Raw genomic sequence first — 17,967 nt, forward strand, 5'->3', positions numbered from 1 at the left:
AAGAAGGCAAGGAAACGAACCATGGCAACCACCAATAACGTAGGCCGCATTTCGCAGGTCATCGGCGCCGTCGTCGACGTGACCTTCCCCGATGCGCTGCCCGCCATTCTGAACGCGCTCGAAACCAGCATCAACGGCCAGCGCCTTGTTCTGGAAGTCGCGCAGCATCTGGGCGAAAACACTGTCCGCACCATCGCGATGGACGCAACCGAGGGCCTCACCCGCGGTCAGGAAGTCACGGACACGGGCGCACAGATTTCCGTACCCGTGGGCCCGCAGACGCTGGGCCGCATCCTGAACGTCGTGGGCGATCCTATCGACGATCGTGGCCCGGTTAACGCCGTCAGCCGTGCGCCGATCCACGCGAAGGCGCCCGAGTTCGTCGATCAGTCGACCGAAACCGCGATCCTCGTCACGGGTATCAAGGTCATCGACCTCCTCGCCCCTTATGCAAAGGGTGGCAAAATCGGCCTGTTCGGCGGCGCAGGCGTCGGCAAGACCGTGCTGATCCAGGAACTGATCAACAACATCGCGAAGGGCCACGGCGGCACTTCGGTGTTCGCGGGCGTCGGTGAGCGTACGCGCGAAGGCAACGATCTGTATCACGAATTCCTCGACGCCGGCGTCATCGCCAAGGATGCCGACGGCAACCCGACGCCGGAAGGCTCGAAGGTCGCGCTCGTGTTCGGTCAGATGAACGAGCCGCCGGGCGCCCGCGCACGCGTCGCGCTGTCGGGTCTCACCATCGCCGAATATTTCCGCGATGTCGAAGGTCAGGACGTGCTGTTCTTCGTCGACAACATTTTCCGCTTCACACAGGCGGGTTCGGAAGTGTCGGCGCTGCTCGGTCGTATTCCGTCGGCAGTTGGCTACCAGCCGACACTGTCGACCGACATGGGCGCACTGCAGGAGCGCATCACCTCCACCAACAAGGGGTCGATCACCTCGGTTCAGGCGATCTATGTTCCCGCAGACGATTTGACCGATCCGGCGCCTGCGACGTCTTTCGCGCATTTGGACGCGACCACGGTTCTCAATCGTGCGATCTCGGAACTGGGCATCTACCCCGCAGTCGATCCGCTCGACTCCACCAGCCGCGTGCTCTCGCCTGCGATCGTCGGCCAGGAGCATTACGACACGGCCCGCCGCGTTCAGGAAACGCTGCAGAAGTACAAGTCGCTGCAGGACATCATTGCGATCCTCGGCATGGACGAGCTTTCGGAAGAGGACAAGATCACGGTCGCCCGCGCCCGCAAGATCCAGCGCTTCCTCAGCCAGCCCTTCCACGTGGCCGAAGTTTTCACCGGCATCAGCGGCAAGTTCGTCGCAGTCGAGGACACCGTGAAGTCGTTCAAGGCCGTCGTTGACGGCGAGTATGATCACCTGCCCGAAAGCGCTTTCTACATGGTTGGCGGCATCGACGAAGCCATCGAAAAGGGCAAGAAGATGGCTGCGGAAGCCGCCTGAGCCATTGATATCCATCCTCTCCTGCTGACGCGGGAGAGGACATAAGGTAGCTGATCATGCCCCTCCATTTCGAACTCGTGACTCCGGAAAAGCTCGTCCGCTCGGACGAAGTCTACATGGTCGTCGTCCCCGGCACCGAAGGCGACTTCGGCGTGCTGGAAGGCCATGCCCCCTTCATGTCGACCGTTCGCGATGGCCAGATCCAGATCTTCGCAACCGCTGGCGCCTCACCAGAGACTATTTCGGTCGTCGGCGGTTTTGCCGAAGTGAATGAGCAGGGTCTCACTGTGCTGGCGGAACGCGCGGGCTGACCTCTTGTAAGACGCCGTGGTTGCGTGAGCAGCCGCGGCGTCTCGTCCTCTCGACGCTCCTGCACCCACTGTCTATGACGTCACTGGGGGTGCAATGACTTCACAGACCTGCCCGTTGAATTCCGAGCCAGTGCGATGCGCTGTGCCCTTGCTTGCACGGCGTCTGCCGGTTCGCTGGCTGGTGGCGATACTCGCTCTATTCCTCGGCTCCAGCCAGATGCTGCTCTGGCGTTTCCTGGATGTGGTGCCTCTATGGGCTTACGCGTTCGGCCTCTGCGCTCTCGTGGCGCTGAGCGTCGCCTTACATCGCCTCATGAGGCCGACGCCTCGTCCGGCGAGTGACAGGCCGACGATCGGTATTCTCCTCATTTGCTTTGCAGTTGCCTTCATCCTGTTCCTGTTAGGTGGCGAAGGTCGCTTCTTTTACGCCAATATAGATTGGCAGGTACGTAATGCCGTCCTGCACGACATGGGCATCAACCCATGGCCTTTCGTCTACACGGCGCGTGGTGTGCCGGATGTTTTACGCGCGCCCATCGGCATGTTTCTACTGCCCGCCCTGGTATTCAAAGCATTCGGCGCACGCGCTGGGGACATTGCGCTGTTACTTCAAAACAGCGCATTACTGACGGTTTTGCTCGGATTGGGCTCACAGCTTTTCGCTACGTCGCGCCAACGTATCGGTGCTTTGGTCGTCATTCTGGCATTCAGTGGTCTTGATGCCGTCGGCCAACTGCTCGTTTCCCGTTCGTTGGGCGATCACCTCGAACCTTGGGCCGGCATCCAATATTCATCCACGATCACGCTTGCGTTCTGGGTACCCCAGCATGCGTTTACAGGATGGATCTGTGCGACGCTGTTCCTATTGTGGCACACGAAACGCATCCCGCTCGCCGCGTTCTTGGCAATCGTCCCCCTTACTGCATTGTGGTCGCCTTTCGGGCTGTTGGGCATCCTGCCGTTCGCTGCTTATGCCGGAATATCTGCTCTACGCCAGCGATCCCTGCGCTGGTCCGACGTCCTGCTGCCCGGCGCCGTGTGCCTGTTCTGCGTGCCGACCTTCCTTTACCTTACCGCAGCAGGTGACAATGTCGGCGTGCGGTTCTTCCCCATCGAACCGCTGCGATACGTGATCTTCCAGATATTTGAAACGGCGCCTTATCTGATTCCGATCGCCTTTTTGAAATGGCGGATACCTTATGGCCCTGCAGTCTTCCTGCTGATTGCGCTCTGCCTTTTGGTGATGCCCTTCATACAGATTGGCTGGTCCATTGACTTCATGATGCGCGCTTCGGTGCCGGCGCTGACGATATTGGCACTCATGGTCGCTCGAGCTGTTTTCGACAGCGAGGTTTCTGCCGCTCTCCGCATCCGTATCTATTTGGTGGTGGCTTTGGCGATTGGCGCAATAACGGGTGCTTTCGAGATCACGCGGGCCTTCCGGCAACCGCCGGCGCCCTTGGTGACCTGCACATTCTTCAAAGCCTGGGACCAGAGCTTCAGCGCCTATCCCAAGGGCTCCTACCTGGCCCCGCTACACCAGATGCCAGCGCCGATCAGGCCGACCAACCCCTTTCGAGCCAGCGCCATCGAACCGGAGCATTGCTGGCCGGGACAGTGGTATGTTCCACTGAGCAAGTGAACTCAGGCGGATAGTACGGCAAAGAGCGATAGTCCGATGGGAAACCGGATTTGGTCGATCAAATGTCTTTCCGCCCCGAATATCATTTGCAGCAGCGCATTTACCGGCGCGGATGGACGCGCATCGAGAGGCGCCCTCCGGCGGAACATCTGATGCGTCACCCTTTGCACGAGTGCCAACGGGAAAAGCAAGCTGTTGAAATAGCCCATCGCCCTGACTTGCAGACCCGCCTGCCCCACTGCCTGCTCAAGACTTTCGCGCGTATAGCGCCGCTTATGGTGATGCAGCACATCGTGGTCGGACCAGAGCCAAGGCACGGCAGGAACCGTCACCAGCAGCGATCCGCCGGACGCGAGCCGCTGCCCCAACGCACCGAGCGATGCGACATCATCATCGACATGCTCCAGTACGTCGAGCAACGCGATCAGGTCGTAAGCCTTGCCGTCAAAACCGATATTGCCGGGTAACGCGCCACCGGAGATCGTGCCAACATCCCGAGCAGCCGCCAATGCGCGCGCGTCGGCATCATATTCGAAGGCGTCGAGGCGGCCATAATTAGCCAGCATGGAGAGATTGCCTCCGGTGCCGCAGCCTGCCTCCAGAATTGCGGCATCGGGGCCAAGCGGTACATGCTTTTCGATCAACGACGCTATGATGGCGCGGCGGGCAACGAACCACCAGTGGTTCGCTTCCTGCTCACTCATGCTCGAATAGGCTGCGCGATCCACTCTTCGTCTCCCGATTGAACCGGAGCGGCAGAAGTGGCCGGGGCAACGCCGCCAGCTTCCTCCGCCACCACGTATAGCGGCCGTTTGCGCACTTCCTGCGCGACGCGGCCCAGATATTCGCCGATGATGCCGAGGCTCATCAGGTTGAGGCCGCCCAGCATCAGCACGGCGACCATGATGGATGCGTAACCCGGCGTATCTGCCCCCGTGACGATGGTCTTCACGATCAGCGCGACGGCATAGGCAAAGGCCATGATCGCGATCAATCCACCAAGATAGGACCAGATCCGCAGCGGCATGGTGGTGGAGGACGTAACGCCGTCCAGTGCCAGGCCCCATAGCTTCCGCAGGCGCCACTTGGTGGTGCCAGCGCCCCGCGCCTCGCGTTCATAATCGATAGTCGCGACACGGAAGCCGACCCAGGAGAAGAGCCCCTTGTTGAACCGCGCCTGCTCGCTCAGTTGCTTTACGGCATCGACAGCCTGGCGGTCCAGCAGCCTGAAGTCGCCCACATTTTCGGGGATGGGATAATCGGCCAGACGATTGAGGATGCGATAGAACCCCTGCGCGCTCCATCGCTTGAAGCGGCTGTCAGTCGAGCGGTCGATGCGCCGCGCGTTCACGACCTGCGCACCGGCGAGCCAGTGGCGGACCATGGAGACGATTACTTCGGGTGGGTCCTGCAAGTCGACGTCGATGGGAATTACGGCGTCACCGAGCGCACGGTCGATACCGGCCGCCAGCGCCGCTTCCTTGCCGAAGTTGCGAGACAGTGCGGCGTAGCGGACGTCGCCGTTCATCCTGGCGAGGATCGCCAAGATGTCGCGCGTCCGATCGCTGCTGCCGTCGTCGACGAACAGATATTCCGCGGTTGCATCCGGGCCGATCAACGCCAGCGCATCGCGTACGGCGGGGCGGGCGCGTTCGAGGAACAGGGAGATGGACTCCTGTTCGTTAAACACCGGCACTATGATCGACAATGCAACGCGCGCTGACATTCCGGATCCCGACACTTGCGCCAGCCAAGATCGGATGCCGCCAATGCGCACAGTGGGCAATAATGGTTAATCAAAGGTAACTGCCGACCGCCCCCGCCACCCCTGCATTAGCCTTTTGTCAAAGTTTCCACCTTATTCACCTTCATCAGACACCGCTTGTTTGGATGGCGGTCACAAGACCCGATAGATCATTTCGTTGTGGGAACATCATGAGCGCATTTGGACGGAAGAGTGGACCGGGCGGCGGAAAGCCGGGTTTTGGCGTAGCTCGCCCGATGCAGCAGGTTCCGGGCACAGCGGTTCCCGAAGCGGATATCCGCGGCGGCGAGCAGTTTCCGCCGCTCACGCCAGCGTCCCTCGACCCGCTGTCCGCAGCCTCGCCGCAGGAGCAGCGCAATGCCGAGGCGATGTCGCGCCTGTCGGATCGCGCCAACCTGGAACATGCGCCGCAGGAGCAGGCGCAGGGCTTCGAGGCGTCCGTCCACAAGATCAAGGAGCAGGTCCTCCCCCGCCTGCTGGAGCGCGTCGATCCGGAAGCCGCCGCGACGCTCAGCAAGGATGAACTGGCGGAGGAATTCCGGCCGATCATCATGGAAGTGCTGGCGGAGCTGAAGCTAACGCTGAACCGCCGCGAGCAGTTCGCGCTGGAGAAGGTGCTGGTCGACGAATTGCTCGGCCTTGGCCCGCTGGAGGAACTGCTGAACGATCCCGACATCACCGACATCATGGTCAATGGCCCGCTGCAGACGTACATCGAAAAGAAGGGCAAGCTGACCATTGCCCCCATCCAGTTCCGTGACGAGGAGCATCTGTTCCAGATCGCGCAGCGGATCGTCAACAAGGTCGGCCGCCGCGTCGACCAGACCACGCCGCTGGCCGACGCCCGCCTGCCCGACGGGTCGCGCGTCAACGTCATCGTGCCGCCGCTGAGCCTCAAAGGCACGGCGATCTCCATTCGTAAGTTCTCCGCCAAGCCGATCACGCTGGACAATCTCGCCACATGGGGCGCGATGAACCAGAAGATGTGCACCGCGCTGAAGATCGCGGGCGCGTGCCGGTTCAACATCGTCATCTCAGGCGGCACCGGCTCCGGCAAGACGACGATGCTCAATGCCCTCTCCAAGATGATCGATCCGGGCGAGCGCGTGCTGACCATCGAGGACGCGGCCGAACTCCGCCTGCAGCAGCCGCACTGGCTGCCGCTGGAAACGCGGCCCGCGAACCTGGAGGGGCAAGGCGCGATCACTATTGGCGACCTCGTCAAGAATGCCCTGCGTATGCGCCCGGACCGGATCATCCTGGGCGAAATCCGTGGCGCGGAGTGCTTCGACCTGCTCGCCGCGATGAATACCGGCCATGACGGTTCCATGTGTACGCTCCACAGCAACTCCCCGCGCGAGTGCCTGGGCCGCATGGAAAACATGATCCTGATGGGCGACATCAAGATTCCGAAGGAGGCGATCTCCAAGCAGATCGCGGACTCGGTGGACCTGATCGTCCAGGTCAAGCGCCTGCGCGACGGCTCGCGCCGCGTCACCAACGTCACCGAAGTCATCGGCATGGAAGGCGATGTCATCGTGACGCAGGAGCTGTTCAAGTTCGAATACATATCCGAGGACGAGAACGGCAAGATCATCGGCGAATATCGCGCCATGGGCCTGCGCCCCTACACGCTGGAAAAGGCCCGCGGCTTCGGGTTCGACCAGCCGTTCCTGGAGGCTTGCCTGTAGGCGGGAGGCTTCTGCCGGTCTTGAGGGTCGTTTCTGTTGTATTTTCGACGGCGCCCCGAGGCATTTTTCGGCGCGGAAGGTGACAAAGGTGACACTACGTCACCCCCCCTTTGGCTCCCCCCGGTGCTGATTCCACTGTTGGAACCATGCGACTGCCAGCGGCGCGAAAAGCGCGCCGCCAAGGGATGCCCGGCGAGGCGGGAACGACATGGTCTGACGCGCAGGGCAAGGAAGCGTTGGCATGGGCGGAGCGTAGCCCAGTGGCGTATCTGTAGGACAGAGCTTCCGGGACCGACAACGGCATCCGCTTCAATCAGCGCGGCAAATCTGGATGCGTATCTCGGCGGCGGTCGACCGGGTACCGATAAGGTCCGATGAAACAGATGAGAATGGCTGCGGACGAAACGATGGCCACGAAAAACCACAGCGCCGGCGTGTACGCGTGAGTGAGGCGATAGCTCATGCTGATGATGGCAGTGCCGACACCGCCCGCCCATGCCCAGATGACCCAGACGACACTGACCACCCTGCTGAACTCGGCCAGGCTGAAATAGCGACTGACGAGGAACGCGAGGATGTCCGCTTCGGCGCCGAGCGCGAGGGAGATCAGCGAAACGCCGATCAACGTGGCGGCCGTCCAGGGCGTGAACATCAGGAGCAACACGCCGAGGGCTGCCAGCGCGAAGACGACTGCAGCCACATAGGGCGCGAAAATGCGATCCAGAAGATAGCCGACCACCAGTCGTCCGGCCAGGGAGGCAAGCCCGCCCAGGGAGAGGATCAGCGTCACCGTCGCGGCCGGGATTCCGCGATCGGCGAACAGGAATACGTAGCTGCTGACCATCCCGAAGGCCGTGACGGAAATCGCCATGATCGGCAGGGCGATAAACCAGAAATAGCGCGAGCCGAGCCAAGACGGGAAGATGCCCGCCGAGCCGGGCAGGCCGGCGCCTCGGGAGGAGACGCCAGGCGGCGTACGCACAAGAAAAGCCAGCCCTGCCGCCGCGATCAGACTCGAGCCAAGGCCGATGATGGCAAAGGCGGCGCGCCAGCCCAATCCATCCACCAATCTCTCCGCGATCTGAGGAAAGGAGAAAGCGCCTACGCCGCTCCCCGCCACCACGAGACCCAGCGCAAGACCCCGGTGCTTGTCGAACAGCCCACTGATCGCGACAGTGTAGGGCATTGCGGTGGCCGCCCCTCCCCCCGCGCCGATCAGGAAGAAGAGGATCAGCAGAAAGGTCATGGAAGCCGGGGCGAGCGCGACCGCCGCGAAACCAAAGCCCCAAATGAGTACGAAGATTACAGTGGGCCTGCGAATGCCGAAGCGCGCAATCAGCCATCCGAGGGCGACCAGTCCGATGCCCATTCCCAGCAGGAACATGCCCAGGAGGTCGGCCGCGACGTTACGCGACCAACCCAGCTCGGCAAGCATGCTCTTGGCCAAAATGCCAAAGGCGTAGCTCATGATGAGGCCCGCGCCGAGCGCTGTGCCCAGAGCGCCCGCAACGACCGTCCACCAGCGGTTCATCGAAGTGTTGAACATCGCCTGCCCATTTTGCGTTTCAAAATGCGGCTCGCAGATCCTGGGTCCACTCAGCTGCCAGGCTGGCGACATGCTCTTCGTAACGGCGTGGCGCACGGCCGAGCAATTCCTGCATCTGCGCGATCTCACACTCGCTGGCGACGAAACCGCGCCGCCCAAAGTCGCGATACATCATGCCAAGATCGAAACTGAGCCACGGGGGCAGTACGGAGCGCGCGGCTTGCTGCCATTGCTCGACATCGCCCGTGTACCGGATTCCGGTGCCCAGCGCTTCGCTCCAGATCGCGGCGCAGTCTTCGCCGTTCAGCAATTGCGGACCCACCACAGGGTAGTTCCGTCCGTCATGGCCACTGCCGGTGAGGGCGACCGCGGCAACCGCAGCGATATCGCTCACGTCAACACTGGTGCAGCCTACCAGACCCACCGGCACCGAATATTCGCCCCGCTTGAGCAGGCTGAACTGCGTCATCTGGTCGTTCTGGTAGAAGTGATTGGGCGACAGGATGGTCCACCCCATTCCAGACCCCATCACCGCAAGCTGAATGACCAGCTTAGGTGCGACATGCGGAAGATAGGCAAGGTCGTCGACCCTGAACACCGACTGGTAGACGAAGCGGACGACGCCCGCGCTCCGGGCAAGCTCGACGGCAAGAAGACCTTCGGCCGTTTCCTGGAACGTCGGCTGGTTCAGCATGAAGACAGCGTCGATTCCCTGGAAGGCAGGCCGGGAGGACAAAGGATCGCCGGTGATGTCCGCGACGACCGCCTCCACGCGCGGATCGAGCGATGCAGCCCGCTCCGCACTTCGCGTGAGCGCGCGTACCGAAACGCCTTTCGCGAGCAGTTCACGGACAAGTGGCTTTCCAACCTTGCCGCTGGCTCCGATGACCAGAATCTTCATCGCCCTGCACTTTCAGGCACGTCAGGACATAGCTGCCACTCGTATCGGGCCAGCGTGCCAATCGATAGAACTGCTGACATCAGGCTGCCGGGACGATCGAGATCCGGACTTTCATGTATTTCTTTCGCTCCTCCAGCAGCGGGCGATACTCTTCGCTCTCCTGCCATTCCTGGAACGCCCTGGCCGACGGCCAACGCTGGATCAGGTGAAGGAGCAGATCGGGGTCTCCTTCGTACAACGCGCCGCCGCGCGCGATGACCTGCGCCCCCCGGCGAGTGGCCTGTTCACGGGCCGCGGCCTGATACCTGGCCAGGCCCTCGGGATCGAACACCACCTGCGGTTCCACAACGACGAAGACTTCGCCTTCCGGGAAGCGCTGATCGGTCTGCATCAAATATTCTCCTCTTCAAATCGAATTGCGGCCCGGTGGCCTCGGCCGATGGTTGCCCGGCCGGATCAGCGGTCTGCCCCTAGAACTTGAACCCCGCTGTGAAGCCGTATGTCCGCGGTGGCGCGGTCAGGCCGACCAGGCCGGGAGGCGTAAGAACCGTGATCGCGTAATCATAACGCTTGTCGAAGAGGTTCTTGATCCAAAGCGAAGCGAAGACATGTTCGTCGGACGAGGTCCAGCGTTCGGTGACGTTCACGAGATAGCGTTTCGGCAGCTCGAAGCGATTGATCGGATCGGCGTAGGTCTCACCACGATAATTGACGTTAGCCGATGTGGTGAACTCTCCAATTCCTGTTTCGAGGACATGGGAAATCGAGGCCGTATAGCTTAGCTCCGGAGCATTCGTGATACGATTGCCAGCTGCTTCCAGATTGCTGACCGCGATGATCGAGCCATTGGATTGGAGAACATAGTTCGGCGCAAGCGGATAGCTCTTGTACTTCGTATCGAGATAGGTGCCCGAGACCGACAGGGTAAGGGAGTTGACCGGGCGGGCCACTACTTCAAAGTCGAAGCCCTTCATCTCTGCAGAGCCCGCGTTGATGGTGACGACGGCGCCCTGATCGTAGATCTGCTGCTGCAAACCCTTGTAATCGTAGAGGAAGGCCGAGATGTTGACGCGCAGATGCCGAGCGAACAGGTCGGTCTTGGCACCTATTTCGTAGGCTGTCAGAAATTCGGGCTTTACGGGCGGATTCTGCACCTCGGTCGCGAAGCCGGCAAGGCTCGACTGGTTGAAGAACCCGGCGTTGAAGCCGCGCGATACCGATGCGTAGACCAAAGCGGTGGGTGTGATGTTGTGATCCAGCGCAATACGCCAGGTCGGTTCCCTGAACGTCTGTGAAAGACTGCCCCGGCGACTGGGCACATCGATCCCGTTCGCTAGAACGAAACCATCGATCTTGCGCTTCTCGATCGTGTACCGTCCACCGAGGGTCAGCTTGGTATTTGGCAGAATCTCATAGCTGCCCTGCGCGTAGGCAGCGATCGATCTGTCCTTGTCGACGGCATAGGCGGCGTTGGTGTTGATCTGGAACGGAAGCAGCTTGGCCGTGGAATCGAAGTAGAAGACGCCGGCCACCCACTGGAACGGGCCATCGTCGCCCGAGAGCAGTTGCAATTCCTGCGTGAAGGCAGTGCGGGGATCGCGATCGATGCTGAGGTTGACCGCGTTGAGCGGGGAGCCGTCGAAATCTATCTGGGCATATTCCTTCCCGCGCCGGTAGGACGTGATGTTGCGGAAGGTCAGCCCCGAAAACTCGGTCTCGAAAGTAAGACTGGCACCCCATTCCTTCGCCTTGAAGTAAGGCGTGCGCGGGCCTGCGTTGATGTCGAAGTCGCCCGGAAAGAACGCGCCGCGACGACGAACGGCGCCTGCGACGTAGAGGAAGTCATAGCCGACGGAAGGCGACACGTTGGTGCCCACGGTGCCGCGAACCTGGCTGTAATCCCCAGCCAGCGTCAGCGTGCTGACGTCCGACAGGTTCAGGAGCAACCGCGAGCGCGCGGCGAACCGGCGAGTGAGAAACACGTCGTTGCCGTTGAAGACGTTGGTGCCGAATCCATTGCCCTGATTGCTGTAGCTGAGCGCCAGATCCATCGCCGCGCCCGCTGCGAGACCGCCGGTGATGTAGGCCGTTCCGTCCACCGTGTCGTAGTTGCCATAGCCCACCTCGACCCGCGCACCTGGCGTCTCGCTGGGCGGGCGCGTGGTGATCTGAACCACGCCGCCGGTCGCGTTTCTGCCGAACAGCGTGCCCTGCGGGCCCTTCAGCACTTCGACGCTGGCGATGTTGGCAAGATCGGTCGACTGGCCGAACGGCATGTAGACGCCGTCGAGAAAGGTGAGGACGGCGGGCGTCGTGTTAGTGCTGTTAGTGCCTACGCCGCGGATGAATATCGACGGGCGGGCGGCCGTGGGCTGGATGATCAGCCCGCCGACGACCGAGGTCAGATCTTCCGTGCTGCGCACGCCGCTCTGCTGCAGGGTCTCCGAGGAAAAGCTCTGCAATGAGATCGGAACGGACTGTGCGGACTCCGACCGCCGCTGCGCGGTGACGACGATGTCCTCGATCCCGCCGGCCTGATCCGCAACGCCTGCGCCCGTCTCTGCTTGAGGGCCTGCTCCTGTCGCCTGCGCATTGGCAGACTCCGGAGCGAGTAGCGGCGCTGCCAATGAGACGAACAGAGCAAGTCGCGCCTCCGATGTCCTCGATCTAAGCATTGTACCCATCTCCCTTTTAAGTTTTTTGACGGCGATTGCGATCGCTCGGCTTTTCCAAGTAGTCGGTGTGCATGGCATGGTGGATGATCGTGCGGCCTTGGACCGATATGCCTCCCTGTTCCAGCTACGCTCCTACACCCCTTTTTCTCGCTGAAGATTATCTCACATGTAGCTTCTGTACCGTTCCTCACCGCCGACGTGCCGACCCTTGATGCGCTTCCAGCAGCAGCCCGGCGGGTTCATGATATTGGTCTGATCCGGATCGCACATGCAAGCGCGCGCCTTCGCGGCACAGTGATTCTGCGGTCCAGCATACAGCATCCCTTGCCGGCTCCCTTACCCTCAGGTCCGCACGCTGGTAGATCGAAGCAACAGCTCGTGCCGGTAATGATCCGACGGACAGCGATCAGAGAAAGATGACAATGCGAACTTCGAGGACTCTTCGGCAGGCGAACCTGAAAAGCTGTTCGGAAGGGCAGTTCGCCTGCTTGGAGATCACCGCATGACCGCGCCTGCCGAAGCCGCTCGGCGACCGCTGCCAACAGGCTTTGTAGACGATCTGCGGCTGCTGTTCGGCGATCGTTTGCAACTGGGTGATGCCGTCCGGCTGCAGCACGGAAGCAGCGAGACGCATTTTTCCCCTGTCCTGCCGGATGCCGTGGTGTTCGCTCACTCCACGGAGGAGGTCGTCGCGCTCGTGAAACTCTGTACGGCAGCGAAGGTGCCGATCATTCCCTACGGTGCAGGCACTTCGATCGAAGGCAATACCACGCCGGTCGGCGGCGGCGTCACAGTCGATCTTTCGGAGATGAACGCGATCGTCGAGGTGAATGTCGAGGATCTCGACTGCACCGTCCAGGCCGGAGTCCGGCGCGAGCAGCTCAATGAGTATCTGCGCGATTGCGGCCTGTTCTTCCCGATCGATCCGGGCGCCAATGCGACGATCGGCGGCATGGCGTCCACTCGCGCCTCGGGCACGAACGCGGTGCGATATGGCACCATGCGTGACGCGATCCTCAGGCTCCGCGTGGTGACTCCGGATGGGCGGGACATCTGGACGAGCCGGCGCGCCCGCAAATCGGCGGCAGGCTACGACCTTACGCGCCTGATGATCGGCTCAGAAGGAACGCTTGGGATCATCACGGAAGTGACGCTCCGCCTCCACGGCATTCCCGAAGAGATATTGTCGGCGGTTTGCAGCTTCGAAACGCTGGCAGGCGCCGTCGAGACGGTCGTGCAAGCGATTCAGCTGGGCGTGCCGCTCGCTCGTGTCGAGATCCTCGATGACGTGCAGATGAAAGCGGTCAATCGATGGGCGAAGCTCGATTACCCTGAACTGACTACGCTGTTTTTCGAGTTCCACGGCTCGAAGCGCTATGTGCAGGAACAGGTGGAGGCAGTGGGCGAGCTGGCGCGCTCCAATGGCGGCGGAGCCTTCCGCTGGTCGAACCTGCCCGAAGAGCGCTCGAAGCTCTGGCGTGCGCGCCACGAGGCCTATTATGCCGCCGTCGGGCTTCGCGCAGGGGCGGTCGGATGGCCAACCGACGTCTGCGTGCCCATCAGCAGGCTGGCACAATGCATCAACGAGACCAAGAAGGATCTGGAAGACGCCTCCATACCGGCTCCGATCCTGGGGCATGTGGGCGATGGTAATTTCCACGTCATCTTCGTGATCGATCCCGATCGTCCGGAAGAGGCGGCCGAAGCGGAGCGGCTTAACGGGCGGCTGATCGAAAGAGCGCTTGCGATGGACGGCACCTGCACGGGTGAACACGGCATCGGCCTGGGCAAACAGGATTGGCTCCTCGCCGAACTCGGCCAAAGCGTGAGCGTCATGCGCTGCATCAAGCAGGCTCTCGATCCCCTCAACCTGTTCAATCCCGGCAAGATCTTTCCGTTTGAGGGACCTGTCATATAGGTCTTGCCGAACCTGTCATATAGCTTCATACGTGTCTTCGTCTCTGGGGATGAAGGAGGTCTGAAGGTGGATGATAGTCGTGCTGCCGAAGTTTACGGCCACTTTGCCATCTCTTCGGAGATCACCGCCGTGGTGCGACGCGAACCTTTGGCGCCTCCCCCGCACGCCTCTGGCGTCAGTACGATCATCTACGACATCCCCTCGGCCAATGACCCGGTCGTCGTGCGGATCGCCGCCGCCGACAAGGTGGCGCCCGCCTGTCTCGCCGAGGACGGTATCTCCCGCGTGATCCTGATCGTCGCGCAGGAAACGGTGCGACGGGTCTTCGGCAAGGGTTTGCCGAAGCCTGGTGACTTCTACATGCCTGCAGAACTGCGATGTATCGCGGTGGCGCTGCACGAACCCGCGGTGACCGGCGAGGCCCGACCGATCTATCGAACGGCGAAGGCTCTTGAGCTTTTCTGCGAAACGACGCGGCTCATCATGAATGCCGCGCTGGTCCCGATGACGGCGAGCAGCGGCATATCGGTTATGGACAGCCGTCGGATCGGGGCTGCCCGACGTCTGATCGAGGACCGCTGGAACGAAAAGCTGACGCTTGAGCAGATCGCGCGAGCCTGTGGACTCAATCGCGCCAAGCTGACGCTGGGATTTCGCGAAATGTTCAACTGCTCGATTGCCGAGGCACTGGCGGAGCAGCGGATGCGAGTGGCGAGCAAGCTTCTCGTCACCACCGACATGTCCGTATCATCCGTCGGCTATGAGAGCGGATATCTGAACAACGCGAGCTTCACGCGGGCGTTCGGGCGGCGGTTCGGGATGGCGCCGTCCGATTACAGGGCCGGCCGTATGGCCGCCTGACCCGAGCCATGCTACGCACCCGACATGGAACTACCTACTTCAAAGCCGGTCGGCGGAGGAATGGCTAACGGTCATGCGGCTGGCGCGAGCACCGGCTCGCTCGCCGACCGCGCTATCCAGGCGGTCGTGGATCATATTCGTGAAAATCGCCTGCGCGTCGGCGATACTCTGCCCGGTGAAGCCTATTTTTCGCGCTCCTTGTGCGTCAGCCGCGCCGTCACGCGCGAGGCGTTCGGTGCACTTGCCGCGCTCAAGCTGATCGATGTCGGGAACGGACGCAAGCCGCGCGTTGCGGCGCTCGACGGATCGGTGATTGCCACATCCGTCGGCCATGCCGTCAACACGGCGCAGGTCAGCGTCGCGGAGGTGTGGGACGTTCGACGAACGATCGAGGTCCGAACCGCCTCACTGGCCGCCACGGCACGAAGCGATCAGGAGGCAGCGGAGATTCTTGCCCTCGCACATGCGATGGCGAAGGATAAGGATGACCTGCCGAGGATGACCGGCCACGACATCGCTTTCCATGAGGCGATAGCAAGGGCATGCCATAATGCGCTGTTCGTGCAGATCGTGACGTCTTTCGCGCCGCTGATGCAGAAGGCCGTGCCCGCCGCGTGGCGAACGCGCACGTCGGAAACTGGACGCGTCCTCATGATCGAACGTCACCAGGCCGTTGCCCAGGCGATCGCGGACCGGGATGAGGCAGCAGCCGCCCGCGCCATGAACGCCCATTTCGACGCCTCGATTGGCGATCTCCTGAAGGCGGATACAAATGGGGGATGAGCAGAACAGGCCAACCCTGCCTCAACTATCTACTATCAGTCACTAGGTCGCAGTGTGGCATAAATCCCGTTACCCTGGGATGGGCCTGAATCATTCCCACTCGATTATTCGGGCCTAACTCATCTATCTGATTTAGAACCATAAAAAATATTTCCTCGGAAATACTACCGTCAGCGAATCTGGCAAAAAGCTACGCTTCGGAAATTTCAGGATAAATCGGCCACCGTTCGCGACATGCATTCTTCGCGATGTATCGTCTTCTATCGGACAGACTTTGAGGCTGTCTGACCCATTCATGCACCTCGGGGCGTCGATAAAAATACCGTCGAACGACCGAAATGCAACGCGCTTCATCGCGCGAAAAGCTCTGCAATCCGTACTCCGATCCGACGCCAACACCGGCCTCTCATCCGAGCGACTGAGGGCCAGAGCTAGGATCCGCCCAGCGTGGCAGTTGCGCCAAGTCGATCAATTCTGCGCGTACCACACCATCGAGCGCTTCGGGGAAAAGCCGAACGACAGCCTTCCACACGGGGTGATCGATCGTGACTTGGTCATGCGTCTCCCGTGCATTGCGGACGATTTTCTGAAGCGATGCGCGTTCGCCAAGGGCAGCCGCGCGGGTTACGCCCAGAAACTGCAGGATCATATCTGCATAGGGCGCAAAGGCTGCTGAGCCGACCTTGCTATTCAGCATTGCCAGGAGAGCGCCGTCCCCGGAATGGCGGGTGATATAAACGACGTCGGAGTCCTGAGCGGCGCTATGCGCGATCGAACAGAGTATCGCGAACAGGCTGGCGAGATGCGCCTGGCCCTTATCCGCATGGGTAGCCCAATACGCATCTTTCCAAGCCGATAGGTCCGGAACGTGCGCGCGGACCGAGGCCCATGCGGGGGCAAAGCTCTCACTATAAAAAGGCGAGGCAGGCTTATCGCGTTGCGCCTGCTGGAACGCCTTCCACCAGCGATTGCGAACCTCACGGCAGTAGGTCGCCAGCCGTTCGCTGCGCCGATCTTCGAGGAAAACTGACCGACCCGAACTGGTCTGTAGATCGTCGAGACCGACGAGCCTCGGCTTTAGGTAGCTGCCCTTGCCATCTTCGAGAAGGCATTTGATGACGAGCGTACCGCGCGCGACGGATGCGGCCTGCGCGTCGTCATCGAAGATGAAGGCATTCCCGCGCTGCATCGTGATGACATCATGGAATCCTTGAGGCAACGGCTCGTCGAGGCGCCGAAAAATCCAGATCAGCCGCACGCCCTCGCGCTCATAGTGCAAATGCCGGGCTGCGATCTCGGGTGCGAACGGCTTGGAAAGCTGCACTTCGAGCGCAAAGCGACCCAAGTCGCCCATATCGAGGAAAATGTCTGGAAAGCGGCCACGAGTATGGATGGCAGGACGCAGGTAGGTATCGATCGCTGACGCTTTGCATCGTGGATCAGCCTTCGCCACCGCTTCGATAACCTGACAAAGCTGGCGATGAAGCGCCGATTCCTGGTTGCCTTGATATTGCGCGGCACGCGCGTCGTCCGGCGTGAGGGTGCCGCCATCGTACCAAGGGCAAGTCGGCGGACTATCGGGAAAATGGGCGTAAAACGGAACATGATCCCCATCCACCGCCTGCGCACGGATGAACACGCCGCCTTCGCAAAGTCGACACCGCGCCAATGCCGTATTCGGAGCCTCCTGACGCCGAATGTTGATCTGGGTACGCAGGTGCTCCCAGCTTTCGCGGGGCATCGCCATAAGGGTCTCGATCGGCACCGCGCCGCGCGGTAGCTCGAAATCGGCGATCCGGATGGTTCGCTGCAGGTCAGTCCCGCGACGCACGGCGCGGCGGCTCCCCAGCCTCGCCGTGGCGACGCATTGGTTTAACCGTGATCATAGCGGTTGATCCGCGCCAAACTTAAAAGCCCCTGCGGATCAACCAGCAAGATCTTCATCACACCTTGCTCGGCCGCTCGCTGTTTTGCCTTATGCATCAATTCGAGGGCGGGGAGCTCGAAGCCGCTGAGCCTGCGTGGCTTCGCCATCTGCGCTGTGACCGGACCAACCAGGTTCATTTCAAGTTCGGCGACGATCGATTGCCCAGCGCCTGTAGGACGGTCCACGTAGACCGCGAAATAGGGTTCGCCGGGCGCGATTGCCTGCTCATTCAAAAGAATCTCGGCCAACAACGTCCTCCCTCGATAGCGGAACCTTTATAGAACATCTTGCTCGACGAACAACATATGGGAATAGCTGACTCAACATTTTGCCAACCTGGAGTATCGACGAGGCTATGTCCGTTCAACGCCTGCGCACCATCGTGAATCTGTCGGTTCCGACCTGGACTTGTAACGGTTTTGTGCCGGTCACCTATCTCATTATGCCACCTTGGCTTCGAACGCGAGTGGGCTGATGCCG

General features: G+C 61.2%; 15 protein-coding genes. 7 read left to right on the top strand and 8 right to left on the bottom strand.

Going from position 1 to position 17,967, the window contains the following annotated elements; all coding sequences use genetic code 11:
- Positions 1-21 precede the first annotated feature (21 nt).
- The 3 genes from atpD to QHC67_RS10895 all read left to right on the top strand — a co-directional run bounded on the left by atpD (position 22) and on the right by QHC67_RS10895 (position 3,420).
- Complete coding sequence (gene atpD / locus QHC67_RS10885) at positions 22-1,467, top strand: F0F1 ATP synthase subunit beta (RefSeq protein WP_319294201.1); 1,446 nt, start codon at positions 22-24, stop codon at positions 1,465-1,467.
- A 56-nt stretch (positions 1,468-1,523) separates the two neighbouring features.
- The gene (locus QHC67_RS10890) at positions 1,524-1,778 is read left to right on the top strand and encodes an ATP synthase F1 subunit epsilon (RefSeq protein ID WP_319294203.1); all 255 of its coding nucleotides are present in this window, start codon (positions 1,524-1,526) and stop codon (positions 1,776-1,778) included.
- Between the two features lie 217 nt (positions 1,779-1,995).
- Entirely contained in the window at positions 1,996-3,420 is a 1,425-nt protein-coding gene (locus tag QHC67_RS10895; protein WP_319294205.1) for a hypothetical protein, read from the top strand.
- Between the two features lie 2 nt (positions 3,421-3,422).
- Here the strand turns inward: QHC67_RS10895 and QHC67_RS10900 are convergent, their stop codons facing one another.
- Positions 3,423-4,148, bottom strand: a complete 726-nt coding sequence (locus tag QHC67_RS10900; protein WP_319294207.1) for a class I SAM-dependent methyltransferase — start codon at positions 4,146-4,148, stop codon at positions 3,423-3,425.
- Entirely contained in the window at positions 4,121-5,146 is a 1,026-nt protein-coding gene (locus QHC67_RS10905; RefSeq protein WP_319294209.1) for a glycosyltransferase family 2 protein, read from the bottom strand. The genes QHC67_RS10900 and QHC67_RS10905 overlap by 28 nt, the downstream gene beginning before the upstream one ends.
- A 209-nt stretch (positions 5,147-5,355) precedes the next feature.
- On the opposite strand from QHC67_RS10905, the gene QHC67_RS10910 reads away from it, so the two are divergent.
- Entirely contained in the window at positions 5,356-6,876 is a 1,521-nt protein-coding gene (locus QHC67_RS10910) for a CpaF family protein (protein ID WP_319294211.1), read from the top strand.
- A gap of 313 nt (positions 6,877-7,189) precedes the next feature.
- Here QHC67_RS10910 and QHC67_RS10915 read toward each other — a convergent pair whose 3' ends face one another.
- From QHC67_RS10915 to QHC67_RS10930, 4 genes are all read right to left on the bottom strand, one after another.
- On the bottom strand, positions 7,190-8,422 hold the full coding sequence (locus QHC67_RS10915) for an MFS transporter (RefSeq protein WP_319294213.1): 1,233 nt from the start codon (positions 8,420-8,422) through the stop codon (positions 7,190-7,192).
- A 19-nt stretch (positions 8,423-8,441) separates the two neighbouring features.
- Complete coding sequence (locus tag QHC67_RS10920) at positions 8,442-9,323, bottom strand: SDR family oxidoreductase (protein WP_319294215.1); 882 nt, start codon at positions 9,321-9,323, stop codon at positions 8,442-8,444.
- A 79-nt stretch (positions 9,324-9,402) separates the two neighbouring features.
- Positions 9,403-9,714: a DUF1330 domain-containing protein gene (locus QHC67_RS10925; protein ID WP_319294239.1), complete on the bottom strand. Its 312-nt coding sequence runs from the start codon at positions 9,712-9,714 to the stop codon at positions 9,403-9,405.
- A 79-nt stretch (positions 9,715-9,793) separates the two neighbouring features.
- A complete protein-coding gene (locus QHC67_RS10930) occupies positions 9,794-11,998 on the bottom strand; it encodes a TonB-dependent receptor (protein ID WP_319294217.1) in 2,205 nt (734 codons plus the stop codon).
- A 502-nt stretch (positions 11,999-12,500) separates the two neighbouring features.
- Here QHC67_RS10930 and QHC67_RS10935 point away from each other — a divergent pair.
- From QHC67_RS10935 to QHC67_RS10945, 3 genes are all read left to right on the top strand, one after another.
- Positions 12,501-13,916, top strand: a complete 1,416-nt coding sequence (locus QHC67_RS10935; RefSeq protein ID WP_319294219.1) for an FAD-binding oxidoreductase — start codon at positions 12,501-12,503, stop codon at positions 13,914-13,916.
- Between the two features lie 66 nt (positions 13,917-13,982).
- A complete protein-coding gene (locus QHC67_RS10940) occupies positions 13,983-14,777 on the top strand; it encodes an AraC family transcriptional regulator (protein ID WP_319294221.1) in 795 nt (264 codons plus the stop codon).
- A 60-nt stretch (positions 14,778-14,837) separates the two neighbouring features.
- Positions 14,838-15,560 carry a FadR/GntR family transcriptional regulator gene (locus QHC67_RS10945; RefSeq protein ID WP_319294223.1) on the top strand — a complete coding sequence of 241 codons (723 nt, stop codon included), beginning with the start codon at positions 14,838-14,840 and terminating at the stop codon, positions 15,558-15,560.
- Positions 15,561-15,966: 406 nt separating this feature from the next.
- Here QHC67_RS10945 and QHC67_RS10950 read toward each other — a convergent pair whose 3' ends face one another.
- A complete protein-coding gene (locus QHC67_RS10950; protein WP_319294225.1) occupies positions 15,967-17,391 on the bottom strand; it encodes a hypothetical protein in 1,425 nt (474 codons plus the stop codon).
- Between the two features lie 41 nt (positions 17,392-17,432).
- Positions 17,433-17,735, bottom strand: a complete 303-nt coding sequence (locus QHC67_RS10955) for a hypothetical protein (RefSeq protein WP_037530070.1) — start codon at positions 17,733-17,735, stop codon at positions 17,433-17,435.
- Between the last annotated feature and the right edge of the window lie 232 nt (positions 17,736-17,967).

This window comes from Sphingobium sp. (assembly GCF_033795625.1).
Lineage (GTDB): Bacteria > Pseudomonadota > Alphaproteobacteria > Sphingomonadales > Sphingomonadaceae > Sphingobium.